General features: G+C 60.3%; 16 protein-coding genes. 2 read left to right on the plus strand and 14 right to left on the minus strand.

Features of this window, described 5'->3' with window-relative positions; genetic code table 11:
- Positions 1 to 2: 2 nt before the first annotated feature.
- The 7 genes from E6C55_RS20410 to lpdA form a co-directional block, all read right to left on the minus strand.
- Entirely contained in the window at positions 3 to 1,157 is a 1,155-nt protein-coding gene (locus E6C55_RS20410) for an AraC family transcriptional regulator (protein WP_136371673.1), read from the minus strand.
- 66 nt (positions 1,158 to 1,223) lie between these two features.
- The gene (locus E6C55_RS20415; protein ID WP_136371674.1) at positions 1,224 to 2,375 is read right to left on the minus strand and encodes a M20/M25/M40 family metallo-hydrolase; all 1,152 of its coding nucleotides are present in this window, start codon (positions 2,373 to 2,375) and stop codon (positions 1,224 to 1,226) included.
- A 143-nt stretch (positions 2,376 to 2,518) separates the two neighbouring features.
- Entirely contained in the window at positions 2,519 to 3,235 is a 717-nt protein-coding gene (gene lipB, locus E6C55_RS20425) for a lipoyl(octanoyl) transferase LipB (protein WP_136371676.1), read from the minus strand.
- Between the two features lie 74 nt (positions 3,236 to 3,309).
- Entirely contained in the window at positions 3,310 to 4,716 is a 1,407-nt protein-coding gene (locus tag E6C55_RS20430) for a dihydrolipoamide acetyltransferase family protein (protein ID WP_136371677.1), read from the minus strand.
- A 697-nt stretch (positions 4,717 to 5,413) separates the two neighbouring features.
- On the minus strand, positions 5,414 to 6,400 hold the full coding sequence (locus tag E6C55_RS20435; RefSeq protein ID WP_136371678.1) for an alpha-ketoacid dehydrogenase subunit beta: 987 nt from the start codon (positions 6,398 to 6,400) through the stop codon (positions 5,414 to 5,416).
- A gap of 1 nt (position 6,401) precedes the next feature.
- Complete coding sequence (locus tag E6C55_RS20440; RefSeq protein ID WP_330999642.1) at positions 6,402 to 7,436, minus strand: thiamine pyrophosphate-dependent dehydrogenase E1 component subunit alpha; 1,035 nt, start codon at positions 7,434 to 7,436, stop codon at positions 6,402 to 6,404.
- A gap of 185 nt (positions 7,437 to 7,621) precedes the next feature.
- Positions 7,622 to 9,058, minus strand: a complete 1,437-nt coding sequence (gene lpdA / locus E6C55_RS20445) for a dihydrolipoyl dehydrogenase (protein ID WP_136371679.1) — start codon at positions 9,056 to 9,058, stop codon at positions 7,622 to 7,624.
- Positions 9,059 to 9,244: 186 nt separating this feature from the next.
- On the opposite strand from lpdA, the gene E6C55_RS20450 reads away from it, so the two are divergent.
- Positions 9,245 to 9,574 (plus strand): DUF2627 domain-containing protein, encoded by a 330-nt coding sequence (locus tag E6C55_RS20450; protein WP_136371680.1) that lies wholly within the window; start codon positions 9,245 to 9,247, stop codon positions 9,572 to 9,574.
- A gap of 344 nt (positions 9,575 to 9,918) precedes the next feature.
- On the opposite strand, the gene E6C55_RS20455 is transcribed toward E6C55_RS20450, so the two are convergent.
- Positions 9,919 to 10,800: an AraC family transcriptional regulator gene (locus E6C55_RS20455; protein WP_136371681.1), complete on the minus strand. Its 882-nt coding sequence runs from the start codon at positions 10,798 to 10,800 to the stop codon at positions 9,919 to 9,921.
- Positions 10,801 to 10,932: 132 nt separating this feature from the next.
- On the opposite strand from E6C55_RS20455, the gene yicI reads away from it, so the two are divergent.
- A complete protein-coding gene (gene yicI / locus E6C55_RS20460) occupies positions 10,933 to 13,284 on the plus strand; it encodes an alpha-xylosidase (protein ID WP_136371682.1) in 2,352 nt (783 codons plus the stop codon).
- A 49-nt stretch (positions 13,285 to 13,333) separates the two neighbouring features.
- On the opposite strand, the gene E6C55_RS20465 is transcribed toward yicI, so the two are convergent.
- From E6C55_RS20465 to E6C55_RS20490, 6 genes are read right to left on the minus strand one after another with little or no spacing between them, the layout of a single operon-like run.
- Positions 13,334 to 14,479 (minus strand): GerAB/ArcD/ProY family transporter, encoded by a 1,146-nt coding sequence (locus E6C55_RS20465; protein ID WP_136371683.1) that lies wholly within the window; start codon positions 14,477 to 14,479, stop codon positions 13,334 to 13,336.
- Between the two features lie 27 nt (positions 14,480 to 14,506).
- Positions 14,507 to 14,734, minus strand: coding sequence for a hypothetical protein (locus E6C55_RS20470; RefSeq protein ID WP_136371684.1), 228 nt, complete (start codon positions 14,732 to 14,734; stop codon positions 14,507 to 14,509).
- 15 nt (positions 14,735 to 14,749) lie between these two features.
- Entirely contained in the window at positions 14,750 to 15,862 is a 1,113-nt protein-coding gene (locus tag E6C55_RS20475) for a GerAB/ArcD/ProY family transporter (RefSeq protein ID WP_136371685.1), read from the minus strand.
- 45 nt (positions 15,863 to 15,907) lie between these two features.
- The gene (locus E6C55_RS20480) at positions 15,908 to 16,111 is read right to left on the minus strand and encodes a hypothetical protein (protein ID WP_136371686.1); all 204 of its coding nucleotides are present in this window, start codon (positions 16,109 to 16,111) and stop codon (positions 15,908 to 15,910) included.
- Positions 16,111 to 17,346: a Ger(x)C family spore germination protein gene (locus E6C55_RS20485; RefSeq protein ID WP_136371687.1), complete on the minus strand. Its 1,236-nt coding sequence runs from the start codon at positions 17,344 to 17,346 to the stop codon at positions 16,111 to 16,113. The genes E6C55_RS20480 and E6C55_RS20485 overlap by 1 nt, the downstream gene beginning before the upstream one ends.
- Complete coding sequence (locus E6C55_RS20490; RefSeq protein WP_136371688.1) at positions 17,343 to 18,926, minus strand: spore germination protein; 1,584 nt, start codon at positions 18,924 to 18,926, stop codon at positions 17,343 to 17,345. The genes E6C55_RS20485 and E6C55_RS20490 overlap by 4 nt, the downstream gene beginning before the upstream one ends.
- Positions 18,927 to 18,947: the final 21 nt, after the last annotated feature.

Here is an 18,947-nt window from a genome sequence, read left to right on the forward strand (position 1 = left end):
GGTTACGGGAACTGCACCATGGCCGGATCTTGCGTTAAGGATGGACGATTCCGACGTTCGGGTCCTTGCGCCAGCAAGCGGGCCGCCTCTTCCGCTTGATTGCGTATGGACAGCGGATCGTAAGCCAACCAACTGCCGACTTGCAGGAAGTGCGCCGGCCCCGCCAGAGAAGACGCGTACTCGCGGTAAACGGACGATTCCGCAAGCTTCTCCCACCGGCTTCGCGCTCCTTCGTCAGGCTGCGTAACCACGAATAAATGATCGGCTTCGTAATACGCAAGCTCTTCGATGCTGATAGCGCTCGAATGGAAGTGCGGGTTGCACAGGCTCTGAATCCGAATTCGTTCGGGAGGAGCCAGTCCGAGAGATTGGTAGAACGGATAGCCCATATTCAGCGTTCCGTACACCTGCAGCAATTGCTCCCTGACGCGAAGAACGGCCACCCGGTCGCCCTCGACCAATGACAGCTTCGCTCTTAAGCTTCGGCAGTTCTCCTCGTACTCCTTGATCCACCGCTCCGCCTCCTTCTCCCGCCCGGCATATTCGGCTACCTGCCTGAGCTGAACGTAAATCGGGTCGTCGAGCACGTTCAATGCCAGAACGGGAGCGATCGCTTCCAGCTCCCTCCTGTTCTCCCGGTTCATCGCCAGGATGACATCCGGCTTCAGCGCAGCCAGGCGGTCCCTGTCGATCCCGCCCGGAGCGGGCGAGCCTAAATCCACTACGGAGTCTCCCGGCCGCGGCAGCGACTGGCCGACAACGCCGGAATCCGCAGCGACCGGGACAATCCCTAGCGCAAGGCAATGGCCGTATCCGTCCAGTGCGGCAATGCGGATCGAAGGGGATTCCATATAGGCGGTAGGAGCGACGCCAACCACCTGCTTGAAGCGGCGGCTGAAGTGATACGGATCGTCGAACCCTACCTGTCTGGCGACTTCCATGACCGTTGAGGGGGCTTCGCTGAGCAGCGACTTGGCCTTCTCCATCCGCAGGCGCGCGATATAATCCGAGGGACTTTGCCCCGAGTACTTCTTGAACATGCGGGTAAAATGATCCGGGTTGATGCCCGCGACCTCGGCCAGCTCCGATCGGGTGAGGGGCCGTTCCAGATGATCCATGATGTAGGCGATCGTCCGATGGATATGTTGATTACGCATTTCTTGCACCTGCCATCTCGCCCGAATGTGATGAGAATCGTTATCAACAATTATAACACATTGTCGTTATCGAATCGTCTCATTCGCATTCGACTTCACGATCTCGCGAATGATGGCGAGAACGAGCTCCGCGACCTTGACGAGATCGTCGGCCTTGATGCGCTCCTTCGTCGTATGGATGTCCTTGTAGCCGACGGCCAGGTTGACGGTCGGCACGCCTTTGCCGTTGAACACGTTGGCGTCGCTGCCGCCGCCGGAGACGAACGGGCGCGGCGTCAAGCCGAGGCTCTCAATCGCGGCTCTGGCGATCTGCACGACCTCGTCGTCCTCTGCGAAGCGGAACGACGGATACGCGATTCGGCTATCGAACTCCGCTTCGGCGCCGAGCTCGGCCGCGGTCGTCTCGACCGCCTCCTTCATCGCCGCAAGCTGGCGGTCCAGCTTCTCCTGCACGACGCTGCGCGCTTCGGCGTCGAGCGTGACGAGATCGCAGACGACGTTCGTCGGGCCGCCGCCCTCGATGCGGCCGATGTTCGCGGTCGTCTCCGGGTCGATCCGCCCGAGCGGCATTCGCGCGATCGCCCTGGCGGCGACCTCGATGGCGCTGATGCCGTCCTCCGGGTTGACTCCGGCGTGGGCGGAGCGGCCGCGAACCGTTATCTTGATCTTCGCCTGGGTCGGAGCGGCGATCGCGATATCGCCGACGCTACCGTTGGAATCGAGCGCGAAGCCGAGCTTCCCGCGCAGCCGGGAAGCGTCCAGCGCCAGCGCGCCGAGCAGGCCGGACTCTTCGCCGACCGTGATGACGAACTGGAGCGGGCCGTGCGGCTGGTGCTGCTCGCGAAGCTGGCGGAGCGCCTCCAGCATTGCCGCAAGTCCCGCCTTGTCGTCGCTGCCGAGAATGGTCGTCCCGTCGCTGCGAATATAGCCGTCGTCGTCGAGACGCGGCCGGATTCCCCGGCCGGGAACGACGGTGTCCATGTGCGAGGTGAACAGCAGCGCCGGCACGTTCTCCATTCCCGGAGTCGCCGGAAACCACGCGAACAGGTTGCCCGCTCCGTGTCCCGTCTTCTGCGCCGCATCGTCCTCCGTCACTTCGAGCCCGAGCTCCTCGAACTTTTTTGCCAACACGGCGCTGATCTCGGCTTCGAATCTCGTCTCGCTGTCGATCTGCACCAGCTCCATAAATTCGGCGAGCAGCCTGTCTCTTTGAATCATCGCTTTTCCTCCTCCGTCCGGATGCGTTACAATAAGGGATAGACGCGGCGCGACCGCCGCTCTCACCAATCGTATGGGGAAAGGATCGTAATCCATGAACAACAAACGCTGGTTCAAAATCGTCATCTACCTGATGCTGTTCGCTATTGTTGCTTCTGCCCTGCTAGGCGTGATCGGATCTCTGCTGTGACGGCCGCTTCGTAGCCGAACACGCGGACGAAGTGCGGCAGCAATTGCTGCCCGATTCGTTCCACCTCAAGCGTCCGTCCCGTCAGCGACTCCAGCGACGTGACGCCGTATTCGGCGATTCCGCACGGGATGATGCCTTGGAAGCCTTCGCGCTCCACTTCCTTCTTCACGTTAAAGGCGAAGCCATGGCTCGTGACGAACCCGCGGCTATTCCGCGCCCGGTTGAACTTGACGCCGATCGCCGCGATTTTCTCGTCCCCGACCCATACTCCCGTATACTCCGGCTTCCTGCCGCCTTCGATTCCGTACTCCGCCAGCAGCCCGATAATCGCTTCTTCCAGCGACCTTAGATAAGCGTGCAGGTCCAAGCCGTCCGCCGCCAGATAGATCATCGGATACCCGACCAACTGCCCCGGACCGTGATAAGTAATGTCGCCTCCGCGGTCGATCTGGAACAGCCCGATCCCTCTGCGCCTCAGCTCCTCTTCCCCGAGCAGCAGATGCTCCGGGTGCTTGTCGGTGCCGATCGTGTACGTAGGCGGGTGCTCCAGCAGCAGCAGCGCATCGCCGATGCTTCCTTGATCAATCGCCGCGACGACGCCCTTCTGAAGATCCCATGCTTGTTGATAATCGATTCGGGATAAGTATTCCGTCACCAACGTCTTGCCCATTCGTCTGCCTCCTCCTCTCGCGCCAAGGACCGTCCCTCCGGCCTCAGCCGACGGTACGGTCCCCGCCAATCCGATCAATATACCTTCGTGTCCATGTTGTAGCTCTCGAGATTCTCCTTGACCCGCTGCAGGAAGCGGCCGCAGATGACCCCGTCGAGAATGCGGTGGTCGAGCGACAAGCAGATGTTGACCATCGAGCGCACGCCGATCATGTCGTTGATGACAACCGGCTTCTTCACGATCGACTCGAACGTCATGATCGCGGCTTGCGGATAGTTGATGATCGGCTGCGACAGGATGGAGCCGAACGCGCCCGTGTTGTTGACGGTGAACGTCCCTCCCTGCAGGTCGTTCAGCTTGATCTTGCCGTCGCGCGTCCGTCGCGCCAGATCGTTGATCTCGTGGGCGAGGCCCGCGATGTTCTTCTGGTCCGCATTGCGGATGACCGGTGTAATGACCGAGTCCTCGGTGCCGACCGCAAGCGACAGGTTGATGTCCCGCTTGACGATGATCTTGTCCGTCGCCCATACCGAGTTCATGATCGGATAATCCTTGATCGCGTTAACCGTCGCCTTGCACAGGAACGGCATGTACGTCAGGTTGATTCCTTCGCGCTTCTTGAACTCGTCCTTCAGGCTGTTGCGCAGCAGAACGAGGTTCGTCACGTCCACCTCGATCATCATCCAGCCGTGCGGAATCTCGCTCACGCTCTGGCGCATTCTCGTCGCGATCGTGTTCCGGACCGGCGTGACATCGATGAAGTATTCGCCGCGGCCGGGCAGCTCGTGCCCCTCGACCTCGATGGTCGGAATACGCGGCTCCTCGGTCAGGTGAAGACCGGTCGAGCGAACGGGCACGCGCGGGTCCATCGGCGCCTTAATCTCTTCCTTCCGCGGAGCTTCGGGAGCGGGAGCGGAGATTGTGGCGGCGAAGCCGGCCGTGCCGCTCTGCGAGGCTTCGAGCACGTCCTTGCGCGTAATGCGGCCGCCGACGCCTGAGCCTGCGACCCGGCTCAGGTCGATGCTATGCTCGGCCGCCAGCTTCTGGACGGCAGGCGAATACCGATGGCGCATCGGCGCGTTCGGATCGAAGGCGGCCGGCAGCAGCGGCGCCGCGGAGGCCCGTCCCCCGGCGGCGTCGCCGTCTCCGGCACCCGGCGACGGCGCTCCTTGAGCGGAAGCCGAAGCGGACGGGGCCGGTGCCCCGGCCCCCGCCGTCTCGCCGCCGCCCTCCGCTTCCGTCTCGATCAGGCACACCGGGGTTCCGACATCAACCGTCTCGCCTTCTCCTACGAGGATTTTCACCAAGGTGCCCCGTGCCGTCGACGGCAATTCGGCGTTCACTTTATCGGTAATAAGGTCGCATAAGGGCTCGTACATCTCCACTTCGTCGCCGACCTGCTTCAGCCAACGATCGATCGTGGCCGAGACGAGAGATTCCGCCAATTGCGGCATGGTGATCTGAGCGACTTGCTTGGGCATCGAATCCATTCTCCTTCCGGAAGAACGCACCGGCTTAGCCGGCCGTCCTGAACGCTTCTATCCGATCTACGCTAAACCGATCCTATACTAAAACCACATACAATCGCGACACGACAGCCTCGAACGACCACTTTTATGCGAAAAACCACATACAATCGCGACATAACCGCCTCGGACGACCGTTTTTATGTGAAAAACCGCATACAATCGCGCCATGACCGCCCCGGACGACCACTTTTATGCGAAAAACCGCATACAATCGCGACATAACCGCCTCGGACGACCGTTTTTATGTGAAAAACCGCATACAATCGCGACATGACTGCCTCGGACGAACACTTTTATGCGAAAAACCACATACAATCGCGCCATAACCGCCTCGGACGACACACAATCGCGCCAAACGGCGGCCCCTCGCACAAAATGCAGCCTATTCCGCCTCCCCGCCTATTCCCGCAACGCAATCGCGAGGCGGCGGGGATCTGCCGGGCGGCGGAGGCAAAATCCGCGTAAAAGCGGGCAGCTCGGAACGGTATTCATCGTCTCGGCTCGCGGCGGCAGGCGAATTCGCACCGGGGCACGCGGGAATCGGCCGGGCTCCTCATAGCCCGTTCCTCCGCCCCCTTTGCCCCTTCGATCCTTCGTCCCTCCGCCTCGTCCCCTCCGACCTCGGCCGCCCGCCGTTCGCACCTGCCGCTTAGAAGCGGGCCAGCTCCAGCATGGCGGCCTTCAGCTTATCCTTGTTGAGCAGGAAGTGCTTCTCCCCCGGCGGGTTGATCGGCATCGCCGGCACGTCCGGGCCGCACAGGCGGCGAATCGGCGCGTCGAGGTCGTACAGCAGCTCCTCCGAGATGATCGCCGCAACCTCCGCACCGACGCCTCCCGTCTTGTTATCCTCGTGCACGATAAGCACCTTGCCCGTGCGCGAGACGGCTTCGAGAATGCCTTCCCGGTCAAGCGGCTGCAGCGTCCGCAGGTCGAGAATATGGGCTTCGATCCCCTCCTCGCGCGACAGCTCCTCGGCGGCTTGCATCGCGAAGTGCAGCGGCATGCTGTAGCCGATAATGGTGATGTCGTCGCCCTCGCGCATGACCTTCGACTTGCCGATCGGCACCGTATAGTCGCCCTCCGGCACCTCGTCGCTGATCAGCCGGTAACACTTCTTGTTCTCGAAGAAAAGAACCGGGTCCGGATCGCGAATGGCGGAGAGCAGCAGTCCCTTGGCATCGTAGGCGGTGGACGGAGCGACGATCTTCAGGCCCGGCGTGCCGAAGAACACCGACTCCGGGCATTGCGAGTGGTACAGCCCGCCGAACACGCCGCCGCCGATCGGGGCGCGGATGACGACCGGGCAGTCCCAGTCGTTGTTGGAGCGGTAGCGGATCTTCGCCGCTTCGCTGATGATCTGGTTCGTGGCGGGGAACATGAAGTCCGAATACTGCATCTCGGCGACCGGCCGCATGCCTGCCATCGCCGCGCCGATCGCGACGCCCGCGATTGCGGATTCCGCCAGCGGGGTGTCCAGCGAACGCATCTCGCCGAATTGCTGCTGAAGCCCCTTCGTCGTGCCGAACACGCCGCCCTTCAGGCCGACGTCCTCGCCCATGACGAACACGCGGTTGTCCCGCTCCATCTCGTCCTTCATCGCCGTGCGGATCGCTTCGATATATTCCATAACCGGCATCTTAACGTCCCTCCCCTTCTGGCGCGCTATCCGCATATACGTAGCGGAAGGCGTCTTCCACCGGCTGGAACGGAGCGTTCTCGCCGTATTGCGTCGCCTCGTCGATCTCCTTGCGGATGCGCGCCTGCAGCTCCGCTTCCTTCTCGTCGGACCAGAGCCCGAGCTCCGTCAAGTACGCGCGGAACGCAGGGATTGCGTCCAGCGCCTTGTGGTGGTCGACCTCTTCCTTCGTCCGGTACGCCAAGTCGTTGTCGGAGGTGGAGTGCGGCGTGACCCGATACGTCATGATCTCGATCAAGGTCGGCCCTTCCCCGGCCAGAGCGCGCTTATGGGCTTCGGCGAATACGCGGTACACCTCAAGCGGATCGTTGCCGTCAACCCGGATGCCCGGGAAGCCGTAGCCGATCGCGCGGTCGGCGATGCGGCCGGCCGATTGCTTCGCGAACGGAATGGAGATGGCGTAGCCGTTGTTCTGGCAGACGAAGATGACCGGCAGCTTCATCACACCCGCGAAGTTGCAGCCTTCGTGGAAGTCGCCCTGGTTGCTCGACCCTTCCCCGAAGGAGACGAGGGAGACGGACTGCTCTCCCCGCATCTTGGCGGCGAGGGCGAACCCGACCGCATGCGGCACCTGCGTCGTAACCGGACTCGAGCCCGTCACGATGCGCAGCCGTTTGCTGCCGAAGTGGCCGGGCATCTGGCGGCCCGCGCTGTTCGGATCTTCTGCCTTGGCGAAGAGGGACAGCATCAATTCCTTGACCGTCATGCCGACGGACAGAACGAAGCCGTAGTCCCGGTAATAAGGAAGGAACCAGTCGTTCTCAAGGTTCATCGCGAATGCCATCGCAACTTGGGAAGGCTCTTGCGTAATCCCGGAGATGTGGAAGTTCACCTTGCCTGCTCGCTGCAGCAGTTGCGCCCGTTCGTCGAACTTGCGGGTCAACTGCATCTTCTCGTACATGTGGACAGCTCTCTCATCCGACAGGCCGAGCGCGGCGTGTCGGGATACGTTCTTGACGGAACCGGTATGGGTCAAGGCGGGTACCTCCTACTATGGGGTAGTATTATAACCTGGTCTTAATACTTGAGCTTAGTGCTTATTATACTCCTGTCTGCGCGAAAAAGAAACGTCCAAGCCGAGTCGATCGGCTCGAGCCCGGTTTGGACGAGTATTGGGCGGGAATGCGGACATTCGGGGCGAAGAGCATTCAGGCTCTTGGCTCAGCCGTGCGCCGCTCCTCCGTCCAGCGCCGCCATCACTTCCTGCAGCGCCTCCGAGAGCGTCGGATGAGGGTGAATCGCCTTCGCAATCTCCCATGGCACCGCGTCGAGCAGCTTCGCAAGCGACGCTTCGGCGATCAGGTCGGTCGCATGGACGCCGACCAAGTGCACGCCCAGCAGGTCGCCGGTGTCCTTGTCCGCGATGACCTTGGCGAAGCCTTCCGTCTCCCCGTGGACAAGCGCCTTGCCCAGAACGCGCAGCGGCAGCTTCGCCGTCTTCGTCTGCAGGCCGTGCGCCGCGGCTTCCGCTTCGGCCCAGCCGATCGAAGCCGCCTCCGGCCGCGAGTAAATGCAGCGCGGAACGTCGCGATCCGCCGCGCGCTCGGTCGCTCCCAAGCGCCCGAGCAGATGGTCGACGGCGACGGCCGCCTCGTGCATGGCCGCATGGGCGAGCTGAATGCCGCCGATGCAATCGCCTATCGCGTAAATATGCGGCTCGCCGGTCTGAAGCGTGACCGGATTCACCTTCACGAAGCCTCTCTCCGTCTTAATATCCGTATTCTCGAAGCCTTGATTCTCCACGTTGCCTTGCCGGCCGACCGACACCAGCATCCTCTCGGCGCTAAGACGCACGGACGCTCCCGCCTTCTCGATCTCGACCGACACCTCTCCGTCCTTCACGACGCAGGTGGACGCGTTAAGCCTAACTCCCGTATGAATCTCGACGCCGCGCCTGGAGAGCGCCTTGGCGAGCTCGGCCGAGACATCCTTGTCCTCGAGCGAGACAAGCCGATCCGCCGTCTCGACGAGAATAACCTTTGTCCCGAAGTCGCTGAGCAGAGAGGCCCATTCGACGCCGATGACGCCGCCTCCGACAATAATGACGGAAGCGGGCATGGAGGGCCAGTCCAGCGCTTCGTCGCTCGTCACGACGGTTGCTTCATCATACGGCAAATCCTCCAGCTTGCGTGGACGAGAACCCGTGGCGATGATAACGTGACGCGGAACAATCGTCTCCGACTCTCCGTCCGCAAGCTCGACCGCGATCGCTCCGCTTCGCGGGGAGAAGATCGAAGGGCCGATAACCCGGCCGGAGCCGCGAACGACCTCGATCTTATGCTGCTTCATCAACGCCTGAAGCCCGCGATGCAGTTGCTCCACGATCGCTCCCTTGCGCGACATGACTCCATCCCAGGCGACGGATACATCCCCGTCGGGGAGCGTCACTCCGTAGGAAGCCGCGTTCCTCACCGTGGAGATCACTTCCGCGCTTCGGAGCAGAGCCTTCGACGGAATGCACCCGCGATGCAGGCAGGTCCCGCCGAGCTTGTCCTTCTCGATAATGACGACGCTTTTGCCGGCTTGCGCGGCTCGCACCGCGGCGGTATAGCCGCCGGGGCCTCCGCCCAGCACGGCAACATCCACTTCAATTGGCATCTATGTATCCTCCGATCGTCTTGTCCAAGGGGCCGACATGAGCCCGGTTTCTTTACATTCTCTCTTTATCTAAATCTAATTTGCTTTCCATTCTATTTTACCTTCTTTGGCGGTCGGAACATAGCGAATCATGGACAAAATTCATAATAATCGTTATGATAAAGGGTATGGAAGGAGGGCCGTTACGTGAAGCTCGTCATATCCCGCCTGATCGCCATTCTAATGCTTGTGATTCCCGGGCTTGCGGCAGCATATGGCTTCCTTCTCATGAAAGACGCCCTATTCGACTACTTCGCGCAGCTCGGCAGCGTCGAACTGCTCACGCCCCGTTTCTCCTGGGCACCGTTCGTCATAGGCTTTATTTTGTTCCTGCTGGGCGTCGGCTTCATCGGAGGATGGATTTTCTTCCGCGACCGCAAGCACAACTACGTATCTGCCCGGTTCCAAGCCAAGAGGCCGCGGCCGCCTCGCCCACCCGGGAATGCCTCCGGCGGCAACGACAGCCGCAAGGAGTAAACGCAAGCGCCAAGCCAGCCCAATTGCGGCTGGCTTTTCTAATGGACAGTCCGTTGCACCTAATCTCGCCACGATGCCCTCCCCCCCTATGCCCGACAGGAATATATGTGAAAATTCACATTGGCGCAGTTCGATAACGAATCGTTTGGACGATTCTATGTGATAAATCACATTTATACCGCAATTTTTGGTCCGAAGTGCTCGATGTATGCGAAAATTCACATAAAACGCCGCGATTCCCGCCAATCCAAGCCGACGAATGTGAAAAACCGCATAAAATCGCCCACAAAATCGCCATAGTAAAACCACATTTGTTAAAATCACGTTCGCTAAAATTACGATTGTCAGGAATCCCTCGCCTTGCGACGATACGCCGACGGGCTGCATCCGTATACGGTGCGGAACAGCTTGCTAAAGTAGCTGAAGTTGTCGAAGCCCGATTCGAGCGCGACCTCGCCGACCGTCAACCGCCCCTCCTCCAGCCGCAGCGCCGCCTGCCTCAGCCGGTAATGATTGATATATTCGATCGGCGTCTTGCGCATGAACTCCTTGAACACGCGGCTGAAGTGTCCCTCGCTCATCCCGGCGATGCCGGCGAGCTCGCCGACGGGCAATCTGCGGCTGCAGTGGCTCTCGATATGGGCGATCGCCCCCTTCAGCCGGTCGATCGTCTTCGCGTCCGCCAGGTCGGCGCGGCTTCTTGCCTCCCATGCCCCCGACGACCAGATGTCCGCCAGCGCCAGGTAGAGAAGCCCCTTGACCCTCATCTCCTTGGCCGGGTCGGGCGAGCCGTCCAGGTCGGCGATCCGCCGAAGCGTCTCCAGCACGCGGCCTCCCCACCCGGTCCGGGACGAGAGCGGGAACGGAAGCGAGATCCGTCCGCGTGCGAGCGGCTGCAGGAATGCCGCCGAGAAGCCGTCCTCCGGGGCGGCAAGCCAGTTCAGGTCGAACACGACCGCCCGGTAGGCGCAGCCTCCGCCCTCGATCGGGAAGGCGCCGTGCAGCTCGCCGCCGTCGATGTACACCGCGTCCCCCGCTGCAAGCTCGCATTCGTCCGCCCCGATCCGGAACGTCGCCCGCCCGTCCTCGACGAACAGGAACTCCGCCTCCTCGTGCCAATGACTCTCCAGAATCGGCTGCCCCGCCTCCTGACGCATCTCGTAGACGCCGACGGGGAATCCGGGCGTTCCGTGGCTTCTTTTCTCCCGCAGATGTCTTAAATTCATGACTCCGCCTCCCGGGATCGCAGAATTGTGTTAATTTATCGCGGTTTAGTGCAAGATAATCTGCATTGTCGTCATTATAATGTTAATCAAGACCTGCCACAACACTTATTCGGGAAAGGAAGATCCGATCCGATGAAATTCAGCAACGGCTATTGGATGACCCGCGAAGGATACGAAGTATTGAGCCCTTACGAAGTTCACGATGTGAGAGTAAACGGCGATTCGATCACCGTGTACGCCGCCCATCGCCATCTTGAGCATCGCGGCAACACCCTCAACGAACCGCTGATGACGATGGAATTCTCCTCGCCGCAGAAGGATGTCATCCGCGCGAAGTTCTATCATCATAAGGGCCGCAAGCGCGGCACACCCGACTCCTTCGCTCTGAAGGCCCATGGGAACGCTTCCGTCGCCATCGACAACAATGAGACGTTCGTCAGCCTGACGAGCGGAGACACGACGGTTACGATCACGAAGGCGCATCCGGTCGCCATTACCTACTCCCACACGGGACGCATCCTGACGGGAAGCGGATCGAGGCAGACCGCGTTCGTTAGGGCACAGGACGGCAAGCACCACTTCCGCGAGCAGCTTAACCTCGCTGTCGGCGAGACGGTATACGGGCTTGGGGAACGCTTCTCCGCATTCGTCAAGAACGGGCAGACCGTCGACATCTGGAACGAGGACGGCGGCACGGCTTCCGAGCAAGCCTACAAGAACGTTCCGTTCTACGTAACCAACCGGGGCTACGGCGTCTTCGTGAACCATCCGGAGCTCGTCTCCTTCGAGGTCGCTTCGGAGAAAGTATCGAAGAACCAGTTCAGCGTCGCCGGGGAGCAATTGGAATATTACATCATCGGCGGGGACTCCCTGAAGGATGTGCTCGGCGGCTACACGAGCCTGACCGGCAAGCCCTCCCTTCCGCCGGCGTGGACGTTCGGTCTCTGGCTGACAACGTCGTTCACGACGAATTACGACGAGGCGACCGTCAACAGCTTTATCGACGGCATGGCGGACCGCGACCTTCCTCTGGCTGTGTTCCACTTTGATTGCTTCTGGATGAAGGAATACCAGTGGTGCGACTTCGAGTGGGACGAGCGCGTGTTCCCGGACCCGCAGGGCATGCTGCAGCGCTTGAAGGCGAAGGGGCTGAAAATCTGCGTCTGGATCAACCCGTACATCGCCCAGCGTTCCCCGCTGTTCGATGAGGGAATGGAGCGCGGCTATCTGCTGAAGCGTCCGGACGGCAGCGTATGGCAATGGGACCTGTGGCAATACGGAATGGGCATCGTCGACTTCACGAACCCGGACGCCTGCCGATGGTTCGGCGACAAGCTGCGCGCCCTCGTCGACATGGGCGTCGATTCGTTCAAGACGGACTTCGGCGAACGCATCCCGACCGATGTCGTCTACTTCGACGGCTCGGACCCGCAGCAGATGCACAACTACTATACGCAACTGTACAACAAGGTCGTCTTCGAGGTGCTCGAAGAGAAGCTCGGCGTCGGGGAAGCCGCCCTGTTCGCCCGTTCCGCGACGGCGGGCGGCCAGCAGTTCCCCGTGCACTGGGGCGGCGACTGCGAGGCGACGTTCGAGTCGATGGCCGAGAGCCTGCGCGGCGGACTGTCGCTCGGCTTGTCCGGCTTCGGCTTCTGGAGCCACGATATCGGCGGCTTCGAGCAGAGCGCGACACCCGATCTGTACAAGCGCTGGGTCGCGTTCGGCCTGCTGTCCAGCCATAGCCGCCTGCACGGCAGCACCTCGTATCGCGTACCGTGGCTGTTCGACGAGGAAGCCGTCGATGTGCTGCGCCGCTTCACGAAGCTGAAGCTAAGCCTCATGCCGTATCTGTTCGGTCAGGCGGCGCAAGCGTCCCGGCTCGGCCTGCCGATGATGCGCGCGATGGTGCTCGAGTTCCCCGGCGACCGGACAGCCGATTATTTGGACCGCCAATACATGCTCGGCGACAGCCTGCTGGTCGCCCCGATCTTCAACGAAGACGGGCGCTCCTCGTACTATCTTCCGCAAGGACGGTGGACCCACTTCCTGACCGGCGAGAGCGTCCCGGGCGGCGTGTGGCGTGACGAGACGTACGACTACTTCAACCTGCCTCTGTACGCCCGAGAGAACTCGATCATTCCGGTCGGGGCCTCGGACGATCGTCCGGAATACGAGTATGCCGAAGGCGTCGCCTTCCACGTCTTCGCGCTTCAGGACGGCGCTTATGCAAGCGTCGCGATTCCCGATCTGCGCGGCGCCGACAAGCTGCGGGCGACCGCTTCGCACAGCGGCGGCGAGATCGCGTTCGAAGTGCGCGACGAAGCAACCGGCGACAGCGCTGCGGTCGGCTGGCAAGTTGTCCTTCGCGGCATCCGGCAAGTAACCGGCGTCGCGGGCGGCACGTTCGAGCCTTCCGGCCAAGGAGTCGTTATCCGGCCGGAGCGAGGCGCGAGCAAGCTGATCATCAAGCTTCAAGCCGAATGATTAAACCTGAAGAGCCGTTCCGCAAGTCGACTGACTTCGGAACGGCTCTTCAGGTTTCGGCATAACCGGAATCAACCGGCGGCTGGTGCGGGGAGGTCAGTTGCTTATACTTATGACGGCGAAGCACGGCTACTAGCCACAGGACAACCGGAACGACAAAGTGTGCGAGAAAGTAATAGAAGACGACGTTCTTCAACGAATTCGCCATATAGGATGCAGCGTCGGGAGCGATCCAGAACGACATCGTCACCATCAGCAGAATGCAGGGAAGAAGACAGACGCGATAATCGGACACCCCCGTCCATTCGGCATAGGAGATAGCGAAGGCATAACCGGAGACGACGCTTCGAACGAACAGATCGAGAACCCATAGAATCATGACAAGCGATTCCAGATGCTCGAAGAAGTCGAAGGCGCTGACGAACCGGCTAAGCGTCATGAACGGATAATAGTAGAAGCCGACCGCTTCCCCCAGCACAGCTTGGGAGATGATCATCGAGCCCATGATGGCGACAAGCGTCCAGGTGACGGAGTAATAGCCCCAACGGCGCGCCTGCTCGGGATTTCCGACGCGGGGCAGGAAGTAGGACATAAGCATAAAGGTCGGGAACCAGATCTGCAGCGCGGCCGCGCCTCTGAGCATGGGCGTCGGGCCTTGCTCGAACAAGGGCAGCAGCCGCCCCAGACTCATGTCCCCGGCGATGGGAAGCATAAGACCGAGGACGATAATGACGACAACGCAAGAGATAAGCGCTGCCAGCCTGCCGACGATCTCCACTCCCTTCCCGACCGCGTAAGCGACCGCCACCGCCAGCGTTCCGATCAGGAAGATCATTGGGGTGTGTCCGAAGAAACTCTGTGTCAGGAACTCGCCGAACTGACGGAATTGGTTCCCATTCAGCAGCAACAGCTCCAGCAGGAGCAACAGCGAAACGGCTTTGCCCCCCACGCGTCCGAGAATGCGCTCGCTGTATCCGATTACGGTGCAGCCTGGGTATCTCTTGTACAGGTCGGTTACCAACCACACAACGATATAACCCGTCACCGAAGCAGGCAACGGCGTCAGCCAACTGTCCCCTCTCGCCTGGCTGTACGTAATCGACGAGGCCGAGATAATTCCCGTGGCGAGCGTCGTCATAAACATCATGGAAGCAAGCTGAACGGAGCTGATCTTCTGTTCATTCTCCGCGGCCATATCGTGTAATCCCTCCTGGGCAGATGTCTATCGGAACAGCAGTCGGTTCAGATGTTCGAACAGCTTGTTGAGTACGAGGACCGGACCGGGAAATCTTCGGTCATAGACGACAATAAAAGAGATAACGAGGGAGATCGCATACATCGCCGAATAGGCGAGAGCCGTGTTCCTCCCCTTGATGCCGCGCCAATCGTGCCAAAGGACGACGATTGCAACGATAAGCAGCAGCCAGTACAGCGTGATCTTGGATACCAATCTCTCACCTTCCCTTCAAGACGGACCCGCCGGAGTCGTCTCTCCGCTTCTATCGTTTACTCTGCGCAGCAAGGACAGAAGAAGCAGAACGGACGGCAGCGCGATCGCATTCGCCAGGTAGAACATGCACAATGCACCAGTCGAGTTCGGGATATATTGCGTATTCCGCAGACCCCATTGGCTAACGATTACCAGCAGCCACGCCAGCGGATACACGAGCGGACGATAATTCGGCAAGCCAAGCCACCTTGCTGTGCCGACTGCGGCGCCGAACAAGCAGACAACAATGCGAACGAAGAAGGCCAGCACCCAGCCCATCATGACGAGCGCGTCGATATGTTCGACAAACTCGCTCAACTGCACCTGGCGCACGATGGTCATAATCGGGTAATTAAAGCCCGAGGCGGCCGGGCCGAGAACGACCAACGCGAACAGATTCGTGCAAGCGAACCAAATCGTATTGACGACAACCATCCAGATCCCCCCGGCGAGCGCCTTCCGCTTGTCTCCGACATAGGGCAAGTAGAACGAGGCGAACGTCATCATCGGGAACCAGAGCTGAAGCGCATATGCGCCGGACAAGACGCTCTCCCAGCCTGCGCTTCCGAGCGGAAGCGCGTAACGGATATGCGCGTTCCACAGCATAGGCAAGCACACAAGCAGCGACAGCGATATGAAGATGGGCAGGAACATCGTGCCCAAGCGTCCCAATAGCTCGGGCCCCTGCTTGACAGCATAGCCGCCGACCAAGAGAAGGCATGCCGATACGACCGTCCCCGGAGTGCGCATGAGGAAGCTGTTCGTCAGGAAGTCGCTGAACTGACGGAGCACGAATCCGGTCGAGCTTAGCATATAGAACAGATAGAGCAAGGACAACGCCCTGCCCGCAACAGGACCGGCCACCTTCTCCGCGATGCCGACCAGATTGTCTTCCGGGAATTGGCGATTAAGCTTGACCGCCAGCCAGATCGCGACGAGGCCAACCGGCATCGCAAGGAACGGAGCCATCCAACTGCTCGCTCCTGCCATCCGGGCCAGCAGACCCGGAGCGGTCAGCAAGCCGGTTCCGTTCATCGTAATGAACAGCAGCACGTAGAGCTGGAAGGATGACATATTGACTTTATGCATACTCGCTTCCCTTCCCGCTATTAGGCTCGAACCCTCGAACGATGGTCAGATGCCGGTTCCTGTCATCGTCAATATCCACTGCAACGGACCGGGCAGACGATGGAACGTTACTACCGCCAGAGACAGAAGCCAAGTTGTCACCAGCAGGATCAGAAGCGCGATTCTCGACTTCCGCTCGCTCGCGCCGGGCCATTCCCACCACAGGATCGCGGTTGGAGCAAGTGTGAGCCACGCGAACTGCGACCACATCATTTGTCCTCCCCCAATGTATTGCTGCGTCCGGTCAACCCAATCTTAATAATCTGAATCTCGGCATCGATGTCTACCTCGAGAACCGGGAAGATAGTATCCCAGTTGTCCTTCTCCTTCTTCCACTCCTTCGGATAGTGACGGCGGAACTGATCCGCGAACCCCATGACGTCTGAATTCATCGTCTGAGCGCTGACAACTGCGGAACGGACACGTTCCTTCACGACTTCCGCGAGCTGCTTCTCAATTCGCGCAAGCTCCGCCGGCTTCGTCACATCGATATGCGAACCGTTCTCCTCCAGATTACCCGTTCCTATGAGCGAGACGAGCATCTTCCAATGACCATCCTTCACGATCGGCTTCAGCTTCACCTTCTGCTTCAGCACGGTCATTGACAACAAACCTTGTCCGTCCGGCGATTCCGCCGTCAACGTCGCCGAGCGAATCCTGTCGTGCAGCCACATGAGACCTCTTGTCTCCTGCAGATCAAACTTGCCGTTCATTCGAAGCTTCTTGATCGAGACGGCACCAATAATTCGCGGACTCTCCCGGGATTCCGACTTGCGAAGCTGGATATACGGCACCAAACCGGTATGCGCGGTCTCCGACAACTGAACGTAAAGCCCCAGCAGTGTCACGTTGAACCCCGTTCTCATATTGGACATCTCCCTAAGCACCTCCGCCGCGTTTCTCTCCACAATCGGTCTCCACGCAATAAGCGAGGCCGCATCCCCCGCTACGACGAACATATGACTCCGCTCTCGTGGCTGCGGATGGCGGGTCAAGTAGTCCAACGACTCCTCGATTCCCCGCTTCGCCATCTCTTCGCCGAACAGGAAGACATCCGTCTGCCCCCAGAAGAACCGTCTGGACAATTGCTCCTGAAGCCGGGAAGCAGCGTCGTCCAGATTGGAGCCAACCGCGCTCATCACCAGATTCGGCTGCAACCCGCTCGACGGCGGAGCTCCCCCCAGATCCGCACTGCCCTCTCCTCCGGGGATGAAGATCTGCGTTGACAGTTTAACTCTTCCATCATCCGCGACGTCAATAGCGGCAGCCGTCACAATCGCCAGATCATTGACTTCCGTGCGATCCCAGCAACCGGATAAGAGCAGTGCGGGCGACAGAAGCAGTGCGGCGACCGTTCTCCCGAGCGCCGGCCCGAGGCGCCGGAAGTGCGGAGACAGCCCGCCACGGGAATCCGATTCCGCTGTCTTCGGAAGGCATCTGCTCATTCTCGCCCCTCGGGCGGCCGCAGGAATCGGAACCGGCGACGATTCCAGTACGGGCCGGTGAAGTGCGGGCGATCGCTCATCCAATAACGGGGTGCGCGAATGAGCGTGTCCTTCCACTCGGAAGCTTGCAGGGGGGCGATCGGCGACATGTACGGTACGCCGAATGAGCGCAGCGCCAGCAAGTGGACAAGAACAAACAGTCCGGCCAACACAATGCCGTACAAGCCGAGCACACCGGCACAGAGCATGATCGGGAAGCGAATCAGCCGGATCGCAATGCCTAGAGAGTAATTGGGGATGAGAAAGGAGGACACCCCAGTGATGGCAACGACCATGACCATTGGAGAAGAGACGATGCCTGCCGCGATTGCCGCTTGGCCGATCACGAGAGCTCCGACGATCGAGACGGCAGCGCCGACCTGCTTCGGAAGACGAATCCCGGCCTCACGAAGCGCTTCGAATGTAATCTCCATCAGCAAGGCTTCGACAAGAGCAGGGAACGGAATCTGCTCTCTCGACTTCGAAATGGTAAGCAACAAGGAAGTCGGAATCATCTCCTGATGGTAGCTTAGCACCGCAACGTAGATAGAAGGCATAAACAAAGTAATCAGGCTGAACAGCATTCTCAGCCAACGTATTGCTGTCGCCACGAGCGGCCGCTGATAATAATCCTCCGGCGATTGCATCATGCTGAAGAAGGTCGCCGGAGCGATCAGCGCGTTGGGCGAGCCGTCCGTCAAGAGAGCGACTCTGCCGTCGAGCAGATTGGCGCAGACGACATCGGGCCTCTCGGTGGATTGCAATTGCGGGAATGGCGATCGCGGATTGTCCTCGATCATCTCCTCAAGAAAGGCGCTATCCATAAAGCCGTCCACTTCAAATCGGTTCAGCCTTATCTCGAATTCCCGTACAAGCTCAGGCTCCGCAATTCCTTCGATGTAAGCAAGCACGCAAGCGGTCTTGGTATACCGCCCAAGGGTAATCTCCTTCAGCTTGAGAGCCGGAGTGCGCAATCGCCGACGAAGCAGCGAGGTATTCACCCGGAGCGTCTCAACGAAGCCTTCCCGCGGGCCGCGAACAACCGTCTCCGCCTCCGGCTCTTCGATCGAGCGCATGCTCCACTTGGACACATGCATCGCCGCTCCTCGAGGCTCGCGATCTGCGAGGAGAACCGCGTTGCCCTTGGAGACGGCATCCGCCAACTCGTCAAAGGTGTCCACGAAGGAGATTCCGCTGATCGTGATCGCCGCGACCATGTCCGCCAAGCCGCCGGCGAACTGTTGAGGTTCACTCTCCTTAAGAGGGGCAATCACACTCCGCTCGATCTCCGAAGAGTCGCACAAGCCTTCGATGAAGACAATTGTCGCTTCTCCCCAGCCTTTCAGATCCAGCGGCTGGCGAATGAAGTCGATCGACTCGCCGTATAGCTCGCCAAGCGCAGCCAGATTGCCCTCCAAGGTTGCCGCGAGCGGCGAGGAGAGCAGCTCTCTCTGTCGATTAAGCGTCGCCGAGAGGCGCGGATCGACCTTTGCATTCCACTTCCCCGGCTTCTCGGCGACCGATTGCCTCGGATCCTTCATCTTCAATCCTCGTCTCCTTGG

The organism is Cohnella fermenti (genome assembly GCF_004801405.1).
Taxonomy (GTDB): Bacteria; Bacillota; Bacilli; order Paenibacillales; family Paenibacillaceae; genus Cohnella; species Cohnella fermenti.